Below are 8,605 nucleotides of genomic sequence, written 5' to 3'. Positions count from 1 at the left end.
TCATCTCCATGAAGTACATCGAGATCGTCGATCGTATGCATGGCGAGGTAGACAGCCGGGCCAGCAACTGCTCGCCCGGCAGGGCCGCCTGGAAGCGCTGCGCCACGCCGATCAGCACCTGGTCGCCGACGTCGTGGCCCAGCGTGTCGTTGATTTCCTTGAAGCGGTTCAGGTCTAGGAACAACAGGGCCAGGGTATCGTCGTCGCGCGCGCCATCGGCCAGGGCCTGGCGGATGTGCTGCATGAACATGCGCCGGTTGGGTAGCCCAGTCATGCTGTCGTACAGAGCCATCGTGCGGATCCACGCCTCCTGCTCCTTGCGCTGGCTGATGTCGGTGTTGATGATGAACACGGACTGGGCCCGGCCGGCGCCATCGCGCACCAGCGTGCGCTGGCTTTCGACGGTGAAGCGGCCGCCGTCGCGGCGCAGTTGCACCAGCTCGCCGCGCCAGCTGCCTTGCGCCAGCACTTGCCGCTTGATCTCCTGCAGCTCGGCCGGATCGGCGTACATCGCGGCGGCGCCGGGCGCGCCCAGCACCTCGGCGGCGCGCCAACCGTACAGGCGCTGCGCGCCCATGTTCCAGAACACCACGCGGTCGTCCATGTCGCGCACGATAATGGCGTCGGTGGCCTTGTCGAGCAACGCGGCCTGGTTGCGGTAATGCGCCGCCGGCGAACACGACTCCTGGCACTGCTCCTCGCCACGGATGCCGTCGTCCAAGCTGAGCAGCAGGCGCGCGCCGATGGCACCGATGTCGACCACGGCGAAGCTGGCGTTCAGGCAGCGCCCGCCGACGGCCACGGCCATGGCAGACGGCGCGGCACCGCCGGCCAGCAGGACCTGTGCGTGCGCGTACAGCGGTGCGCTGGGCAGCAGGGTGGCCAGCGCCAGGCCCGCCGGCTCCAGCGCGCCGGCCAGGCCGCAGATGGCGCGGGCTCGGCCGTTGATGGCCAGCACCCGCAGCGCACCGTCGGTCACGATAACGCCCACACTCAGTTGGTCGAGTATGCTCGCGGCGCAGCCGAGCCAGTCCGCAGCCGGCGTCCCCGATTGATTGATGGCGACCCTAGCGACCATGCTCGTTCCCATTGTTCCAGTTGGCCGGGCCGGCAGCGGCGCGGCGGGCGATCCGTTCAGACCAGACTCAGAATGCTTCCCACTCGTCGACGGTAGCGGCCCGGCGCAAACGGGCCTTGGCGGCGGCCGGCGCGGCCTCGGCGCCGCGGCGGCGCGCCGGAACCGGGGCTGTAACAAGGGGCGCCGGCGCACCGTCCTCGGTGCGGAACACGCCAACCGTCGCGGACAGGCCGCGCGCCTGCTGCTGCAGGCTGGCGGCGGCGGCGGCCGCTTCCTCCACCAGCGCGGCGTTCTGCTGGGTCACCGCATCCATCTGGGCGATCGCCTCGTTGACTTGGGCGATGCCGGCGCTTTGTTCGACGCCGGCGGCGCTGATCTCGCCCATGATGTCGCTGACCCGGTGCACGCTGGCCACCACCTCGGCCATGGTGCGGCCGGCGTCGCTGACCAGGCGGTTGCCGCATTCGACCTGCTCGACCGAGTCGCGGATCAGCAACTCTATCTCCTTGGCCGCCGCCGTGCTGCGCTGGGCCAGGCCGCGCACCTCCGCCGCCACCACGGCGAAGCCGCGGCCCTGTTCGCCAGCACGCGCCGCCTCGACGGCGGCGTTAAGCGCCAGAATGTTGGTCTGGAAGGCGATCGCCTCGATGACGCTGATGATGTCGACAATCTTCTGCGACGAGGCGTTGATCGAGGCCATCGTGTCGACCACCCGGGCCACCTCGGCGCCGCCCTTGCTGGCCACCGCGCTGGCGCCGGCAGCCAGCGCGCTGGCCTGGCGCGCGCTGTCGGCGTTTTGCTGCACCGTGCTGGTCAGCTGCTCCATCGCGGCGGCCGTCTCCTCCAGCGAACTGGCCTGCTGCTCGGTGCGCGCCGACAGGTCCAGGTTGCCGTCGGCGATCTCGCTGGCGGCGGCGTTGATGGTGTCGGTGCCGCTGCGCACCTGGCCGACGATGCGTTGCAGGCTGTCGTTCATTTCCTGCAGCGCCTTGAGCAGGCGCGCCGTCTCGTCGTCGCCGCTGACGCTGATGTGGCTGCGCAGGTCGCCGCCGGCGATGGCTTGGGCGACGGCCATGGCGCCGCGCAGCGGGCCGGTGATGCCGCGCGTGATCCAGACGCCCAGGCCGCAGGCCAGCAGCGTTGCCAGCGCCGCCAGGCCGAGCATCCAGTTGCGGCTGGCGTGGTAGGTCAGCACCGAGTGCTCGCCGGCCTTCTCCATCAGCTGGCCGACCAGGTTGACCAAGCCGCGCACCTCGTCGAAGTAGGCTTGCTGGTCGCGCATTACGCTCGACAGCAGCAAGGCGCCAGCCTGCGCCTTGTCGTCCGCCGCCAGCAGCGCGAGGAAGCGCTGTTGCCCGGCGGCGTAGCGGGCCCGCGCGTCGAGGATGCGCTTGAGGCTCTGGCGGCCCTGCTCGGTCGCCAGTTCCCGTTCCAGCGTGGCCAACTGGCCCGTGACCTGCTTGCGCGCCAGCGCCATCCGTTCCAGCGCTTGGGCGGCCTGCGCCTTGTCCTCGAGGATCAGCAGGTTGCGCATCTCCACCGCAGTGCTGTTGATGCCGTCGAGGACGGCGTTGGCGATCGTCACCTTGCGGTAGCGGTCATTAACGATCAATTCGCTGCTGTCGTTGACGGAACTCATGCCGGCGATCCCCTGCAGGGTGATGCCCAGCAGCAAAACAATCACCAGCAAGAAGGCGGCGCTCAGCCGGGTACCCACATTCATATTCATTCAAGCTCTCCAATTGCGGTGGGGTCCCGCCGGTTTGCCGGCGCCGACCGGTAGTCGGCGCGCGGGCGCAGCGGGAGGGAAGGCGACGCCGGCGGCCTGGACTGGCGGCGCGGGCAATACAGGTCGCGCGGGCATCACGAAATGAGGCACGGAACAACTTGATTCCCGATGGAAATATATAGCGGAGCTTGAAGCAAGTCAATCGTTTTGAGCGGTTTAATCGGTTTAATCGCTAATATCCCACCGATGCGACAGCGCGCCACCGCCGTTCAAACCAGCGCCAGCGCGACCGCCCGAAGCAGCGCGCCGCCGGAAATGGGCTTGTCGAAGCAGCGCTGGATCCCGCAGCGCGACAGCGCCGCCTCGTCTAGGCCAGCGCGCTGGCCAGTGCACAGGAAGATCGGCAGGCCGGGACGCAGGCGGTGCAGCGCGGCGGCCAGCGCCAAGCCGCCGATGCCCGGCATCGTCTGGTCGGTCAGCACCAGGTCGACCGCCATCGGCGTGGCTCGGAAGACGGCCAGCAACTGCAGCGGATCGTCGAAACGGCGCACCCGGTAGCCCCAGTCGCCCAGCAGCTCGGCGATGTAGCGGGCCACGGCCGGCGTGTCGTCGACCACCCAGATCTGCTGGCCGGCCCCGGCCACGCCGTCGAACACGGCGGCCGGCCCGGCCACGGCGGCCTCGCCGGCGGTGGCCGCCGCGACCGGAAACAACAGCTGGAAGCAGCTGCCCCGGCCGGGGGCCGTCTCGACCAGCACGTGGCCGCCTGCGCGCCGCAGTATGCTTTGCAGCATGGCCAAGCCCAGGCCGGTGCCCTTGCCCACCTCCTTGGTGGTGAAGAAGGGGTCGAACAGGCGCCCGACATGCTCGGCGGCGATGCCGCAGCCGTCGTCGCGCACCTCGATGGCCAGGTAGTCGCCGACCAGCCGGCGCCGGCTGACGGCGCACAACTGGCCGTCGAGAAGGCGGCGGCGCACCCGCACCTCGATGCGGCCGTGCTCGCCGATCGCGTCGCGCGCATTGATGATCAGGTTGACCAGCACCTGATGCAGCTCGCCGGCCGCCATCAGCACGCAGGCCGGATCGTCGACGCGGCTGTGCAGGGCGATGCCGGACGGGATGGACGGGCGCAGCATGGCCAGCACCTCGGCGATCACCCCGGCCGGCGCCAGCGGTCCGGCTGGCTCGCCCGGTTGCATGCGCGCGAAGGTCAGCATCTTAACCACCAACTCGCTGGCCCGTTCGCTGGCGCCGACGATTTCGCGCAGGTAGGGACCGAGCTTGCCGGGCTCGGCCGGCAAGCAGCGGCGCAGGGCCAGGTTGGCGTAGCCGAGGATGGCCGTCAGCGCATTGTTGAAATCATGCGCGATGCCGCCGGTCAGCTGGCCGAGCGACTGCATCTTCTGCGACTGCAGCAGTTGCCTCTCCAGGTCGTAGCGGGCGGCGGCCGCCGCCTCGTACTCGCTGCGGTCGTGCAGGAACACGAAGATGTGGCCCGTCGCGGGGTCGTGGGTGGCCGACATCTCGACGACGAACTCGTGGCCGTCGGCGTGGCGGTGGCGGCTCTGCAAGCGCAACTGCCCCTGGCTGGCGAGATGCGTCATGCGCAGCGGGATGTCGCGGGTGAAGGCGGCCGCCTCCAGCTGGTCCACGTTCATCTGCAGCAGCTGCGCCACCGTGTAGCCCGACATCTTGGCGTAACCCTGGTTGACCTCCAGCAGCCGGCCGTCCGCGCCGATGATCCAGAAGCCGTCCAAGGCAGTGTCGAGCACGCGCTTGTAGCGCTGCCGCGCCGCGATGCGCTCGGTGACGTCCTCGGCGGTGATGACCGAGCCGTACACCGCGCCCTCGTCGTTGCGCAGCGGCGTCGCCGTGCAGTCCAGGATCAGGCGCTGCCCGCCGTCCCGGCCCAGCCGCACCTGGCCGCGCCAGAGCAGGCCGTTGGCGAGCGCGGCGCGCATGCCGGCCAGCGCGGCCGGATCGCTGTCCAGCAGGGCCAACATGAACTGCTGGCGCGCGGCGCGCCCGGGGAAGGCCTGGCGCAGCAGTGCGTAGGCGGCGCGGTTACGCCATTGTACCCAGCCGGCCAGGTCGGTCACGAAGACCGGCATCGCCGTCGAGGACAAGGCCAGCGAGCGCGTGCGCAATTGGGCGTTGGTCTCGGCCAGGGCATGGGCCTGCAGCGACAACTGGTGGTAGGGCTTGCGCACGCTGGCGACGAACATGGCCTGGAACAGCAAGCCGTAGCTGAGCAGCTTGTACAGGTGGCCGAACAGATTGCGCAGGTCGGCCATGATTTCATGATTGATCAGCAGCAGCCCGCTGAGCGCCCCGGCCAACGCGGCGAGGTACAACGGCCGCAGGCTGTCGGCGTCGGCGCCGGCGCCGCGCGCCAGTCGCCGGTAGCGCCAGGCACTGGGCAGCAGCAGCGCCGCCGCCAGGCCTTCTAGGATGTTTTTCAGGCTGAAATAGTCCATCGTGCCGTCTCCGCCGGGCAGCTCGGCCTCGTGCCAGAACACGCCCCACAGCAACAGCAGGTTGAGCGCGGCGGCGCCGGCCAGCAAGCCGTAGCGGCCAAGCCGGCTGGGACGCCGCAGATGCGGATAAAAACTCACGCCGAGCAGCGTCAGCGCGACGATGAGGCGGGCTGCCAGCCAGAACGCCGTGGATTTTTTCGCCGTCGACGGCGTGATCAGGTCCGGCATGCCGCGGAACGACAGCGCATGGGCCAAGTCCAGCCAGCCGGCCGAAAACAGCGCGACGGCGATCAACAGCCAGGAAGCGGAGACGGCGTTGGACGGCGTGTACCAGAGAGTGGCGAAGACCAGGAAGGCGACGACGATGGAGGCGAACTCAAGCAGCGTATGCAGGGGCAGGTAGTGACGGAAGGTAATGTCAACCTGGCCCCAGGGCAGCAGCACCAGCAGCGCCACCAGCAGCGCCAGCGCCACGGCGAGGCCATCGTGCCGCGCCGGCGCCGGCCTGATGTGCTTAACCATGTTCTCCTATCGCGCCATTCATTGTTGCGTCTGGCCTGCCAACAGCACGGCGGGCGCCGTGCCGTGCTGGGCGGTCAGACCTCCAGGCCCATCGCCTTGAGCAAGGCCATGCCGTCTATGGGTTTGGCGACGCAGCGCTCGGCCCCGGCCGCCAACAGCTCGCTTTCGTTCTCGGCCGTCAAGTAACCGCTCATGGCGATCACGCGCACACTGTCCAGCCCCGCGCTTTGCTTGATCTGGCGGCACACCTCGGTGCCGCTCAGGCCCGGCATCATCAGGTCCAGCAACATCACGTCTGGGATGAAACTCTGCGCCAGGCAGCCGGCGTCGAAACCGTTGTGCGCCGTCTCGACCACGACGTCGTAGTCACCACCGCCGATCAGTTCGCGCAGGAAACCCACCACGCCCATGTCGTCGTCGACGATCAGTACGCGCAGCGGCCCCTTGTTGCCAGCTGGATTCCACTGACGCGCGAAGCGCTCGACTTCTTCGCGGCGGAACCGGCGGTGGCCACCCGGCGTCACCTCGGCCTGCAACAGATTGCGTTGCGCCCAGCCGCGCACGGTGACGGGCGACACCATCATCCAGTTGGCCACTTCGGTGGGGGTCAGGTAGGGTCGGTCTTTGGGATCTTTGGACATAATCACTCTGCACAATTGAGCCCTCATTTTAAGCGATTTCGCCTAGAACCCGGCGATTGCTTCCGGCGCGGGCGCACCGCCCGCGCCGGCGACGGTTTTGGCCAGGATCTATTGAACTCCGTTGAAATTGAAGAAGGCCTGATCGGCTTTCTGCCCTTATATATGCGATTCACAGACGTCATTTCAATTTTGCAGCGCTAGTGAATCGACACCAGTAGCTTAAACTCTCCTGATCCATGGTTCTTGAAAGATGAAAAACCGCTGGATCGTGTTAGGGCCCGGGTACCCTGCCAGACGCCACGTGCACGTTCTTGTAGCCGCCTGATCCAACGACGAAATCGGGGCTGCCCAGGAGATCCCCCTGCCCTGCAGCCACTTCTACCGCGCTCAAGTAAAAGCTGCTTGAGCTTCGGTGAAGTTCTCCATGCACGCTTCCGTGGCCAAACCTCTTGCAACGTTAATCCCGGGGTTCGCGGTGCGCGGCGCAATCGATTCGAGTTCTCTTTCGCATCATTTCCACTCTGCAACGATGCATTTAAGTTAAAGTGTTGCGTTGAACAATTGAGTCCACAGCCTGAAGCGGACATTGCACGACCAGTATCTATAACCCTATGACAAACGACGAACCGCTCAGCAATTCGGATCTCATTGCGTATCACAAGGCAACCGGCTGCCCCGTAATGACGGCAAAGACAGCATTATTAGCAATGGATTCCTTGTTGCGGTCGAAAGTACTTAAGGCTGCACTAAACCAATCTGGAACGAGCCAGTTGTACGACCCAATCGAAGATGAACCAGCGCTGTGGGAGAAAATTCGCGCTGCGAAGGAGGAAGCGGAAATCGTTGCTGGACCAGTAGCCAATCGTGGTCAATGTCACCGAATATGGGTTGAGCAAGAACGTATCTTGACTGCACAGGGAATAGCCTGGTTCTCTCCAGCCGTAATGAATCCCTGGATGGTCTTTGATTAAAGCCCTGGTTCGCTCGGGTATGACTGCTTTGCGGGCGGAAGCGGACGGTGCTACTGGGGCAAAACGCCATCGGTACCTTAGACTTTCCTGATCCTTGGCTCTTGAAAGATGGGGAACCAATGCATCGTGTTAGGGTCTTGGTGTCTTGGCAGACTCTTGGTGTGCGATCTCGTAGCTGCCTGATCCAACGACGAGATCGGGGCTGACCTGTCTATCACCCCTGCCCTGCACAAGCTCCTACCGCGCGCTAGCAATGGCAGGCCTTCCCTAGTCGTAATTGCCGGCGAAGGATGACATGTCCGACCGAGGTAGCAGCAGAGCGCCTGCTTTTTCGCGCGATAGCGGCACAGTTGGCTACGATAAACTAGCCCGTCATCTGCTTCGTGCGCTCGGCCAGATCGGTGGCTTGGCACGCTGGCGGTGGAGTTGCGATCACGGCCGGCGCGACACGGCACCTGACGGTGTCACGCCAAAACAGAAGCTTGCCATGGCCGCTTAACCTCTAGTTTTAGCGCGCTCTAAAGTTGGGGATTACCATTGCGCTTGCTAGGATGCACCGTACACCGTATAAGATTAGTGTTTCATTAACGATGGCACTTGTGAAAATACTTCTTATAATTCTTGTGTTGATTTTTCCACTCGTATCCAGCGCGGCCGACCGAGAAAGCTGCGCCGATAGTCTAAACAAAATGAAGCGCGTCTTACGCGACGCTAACGACAAGGCCGACGAAGCGAAGGACCAGCATAGGACCTGGAAATCATGCAAGGACTCGTTGAGCTCAGGCTACGATTCAGACGGTGACCGTTGTGAAGGGAAGGCGCGCAGGCTGCGCTCCGCCGATGGAGATTTGAACAGCGAATTGAGTACGCTTGAACGGAAGTACCGTTCTGTGAAATCGGACTGCTCCGCGCCTGACAGCCGAGCGAGCGCCAGCGCACCCAAGACTGGCGACGAACATTGTGATGTCTATCGCGCCTATCTGGGACAGATGGGATATCCAACCCTGTTGAACCTTTGCAAGCAGTACATGCCGGAGGATGAGTGCGGGAAGTGCCTAGGCTTCCGTCCCACAGAGACAGGGATAATAGTTCTGCCGCCAACCGTCCAGCCTACTGTGAAACGAAACAATAAGTGTCCAGTCCCGTTTGATCATAAACGCGCTTAACGAATAGCTCCGGTTTCTTTT

5 protein-coding genes are annotated in these 8,605 nt (G+C 65.2%); 1 reads left to right on the top strand and 4 read right to left on the bottom strand.

Annotated elements, in window-relative coordinates; genetic code table 11:
• From AC54AF_RS26465 to AC54AF_RS26450, 4 genes are all read right to left on the bottom strand, one after another.
• Positions 1–1,078, bottom strand: a 1,078-nt coding sequence (locus AC54AF_RS26465; protein WP_496638957.1) for a diguanylate cyclase domain-containing protein, incomplete at its 3' end; no start/stop codon positions are given.
• A 67-nt stretch (positions 1,079–1,145) separates the two neighbouring features.
• Positions 1,146–2,807: a methyl-accepting chemotaxis protein gene (locus tag AC54AF_RS26460; RefSeq protein WP_496638956.1), complete on the bottom strand. Its 1,662-nt coding sequence runs from the start codon at positions 2,805–2,807 to the stop codon at positions 1,146–1,148.
• 269 nt (positions 2,808–3,076) lie between these two features.
• Positions 3,077–5,806, bottom strand: a complete 2,730-nt coding sequence (locus tag AC54AF_RS26455) for a hybrid sensor histidine kinase/response regulator (RefSeq protein WP_496638955.1) — start codon at positions 5,804–5,806, stop codon at positions 3,077–3,079.
• A gap of 74 nt (positions 5,807–5,880) precedes the next feature.
• Complete coding sequence (locus tag AC54AF_RS26450; protein WP_496638954.1) at positions 5,881–6,447, bottom strand: response regulator; 567 nt, start codon at positions 6,445–6,447, stop codon at positions 5,881–5,883.
• 611 nt (positions 6,448–7,058) lie between these two features.
• Between AC54AF_RS26450 and AC54AF_RS26445 the strand changes: the two genes are divergently transcribed.
• Complete coding sequence (locus AC54AF_RS26445; RefSeq protein ID WP_496638953.1) at positions 7,059–7,418, top strand: hypothetical protein; 360 nt, start codon at positions 7,059–7,061, stop codon at positions 7,416–7,418.
• Positions 7,419–8,605: the final 1,187 nt, after the last annotated feature.

The organism is Janthinobacterium sp. JF4, assembly GCF_059617925.1.
The sequence above is the reverse complement of the archived record's forward strand: the minus strand, read 5'-3'. Positions and strand labels throughout refer to the sequence as shown.

What these genes read in the sequence shown, in the direction of transcription:
- AC54AF_RS26445 (WP_496638953.1), top strand. Translation starts at nt 7,059, where the DNA reads ATGACAAACGACGAACCGCTCAGCAATTCGGATCTCATTGCGTATCAC.
- AC54AF_RS26455 (WP_496638955.1), bottom strand. Translation starts at nt 5,806, where the DNA reads ATGGTTAAGCACATCAGGCCGGCGCCGGCGCGGCACGATGGCCTCGCC.
- AC54AF_RS26450 (WP_496638954.1), bottom strand. Translation starts at nt 6,447, where the DNA reads ATGTCCAAAGATCCCAAAGACCGACCCTACCTGACCCCCACCGAAGTG.
- AC54AF_RS26460 (WP_496638956.1), bottom strand. Translation starts at nt 2,807, where the DNA reads ATGAATATGAATGTGGGTACCCGGCTGAGCGCCGCCTTCTTGCTGGTG.